We start from the raw sequence: 1,097 nt of genomic DNA, 5'->3' as shown, positions 1-1,097 counted from the left end.
GCGCGGTCGAGCAGGCGCGGGAGCGGGCGGCCGAACTGGCGCACCGGCTGGCCGGGCTGGGGGCCGAGCGAGATGCCGCGCGGACGCGGCTCGCCGATCTCGGTCAGGCGCGGGCGCGGCTGGATGCCGACCGGGCGCGCGAAGGGGCGCTGGCCAATGACGCCGCCGAGGCAATTGCCCGGCTGGGCGATGAGGTGCGGCTGCTCGCCGCGCGCATCGCCGAGGCCGAAGCCGAAGGCCCGGCGCTGGCCGCCGCGCTTGCCGAGGCCGAAAGCGCCGCCCGCGATGCCGAAGTCGCGCTCGCCCAGGCGCTGTCGCGGCAGGCGCGCGAACAGGCGGATGCCCAGATTGCCCGCTCCGGCGTGGCGGTGGCGCGCGCGCGGCGCGACCGGGCGGGGCGCGATCTGGCGCAGGTCGATGCCGAGATCGCGGCCCTTGGCGACGATGCCGCGCTGGCCAGCGCCCGCGCCGCCGCCACCAGCGAGCGGAGCGCCGCCGAACAGGCCGCTGCCGAGGCCGGACAGGCGATCGAGGCCGCCGAGGCGGCACGCACGGGCGCGGCGGCTGCGCGCGACACCGCCGAATCGGCGCTGGCCGCTGCCCGGGCCGGGCTGGGCGCGCTTGAGGCCGAACGGGCGGCGCTCGCCAAGACACTCGCCGGGCGCGGCGGCGACCGGCTGATCGACCATGTCCGCGCCGCCCCCGGGCATGAACGGGCGCTGGCGGCGGCCTTTGGCGACGAACTCGATCTGCCGGTCGGCGGCTGGCGCGATCCGGCGGGCGGTGCAGATGCAGGAAACGATCCGGCGCTGCCGGCTGGCGCAGGGCGGCTCGCCGATTATGTCACCGCCCCGGCGGCGCTCAGGCGGCGGCTGGCGCAGATCGCGCTGATGCCGGTCGATCCGGGCGTGCCGCTCGCCGCCGGGCAGGCGCTGGTCACGCCCGAGGGGCGGATGCGGCGCTGGGACGGGCTGGAAACCGAGGAGGGCGGCGCGGCGGCGGCCGAACGGCTGATCCGCGCCAACCGGCTCGACGCGCTCGACGCCGCTCTGCCCGAGGCGCGGCAGGCCGCAGGCCGGGCCGAGGCGGAGATGACC

General features: G+C 78.8%; 1 protein-coding gene. It reads left to right on the top strand.

From position 1 onward, the window contains the following. A partial coding sequence (locus tag OPU66_RS14900) for a coiled-coil domain-containing protein (protein WP_498554432.1) occupies window positions 1-1,097 on the top strand: 1,097 nt, incomplete at both ends.

The organism is Sphingomonas sp. URJC2, assembly GCF_059803575.1.
This window is presented reverse-complemented; position numbering and strand designations above follow the sequence as displayed.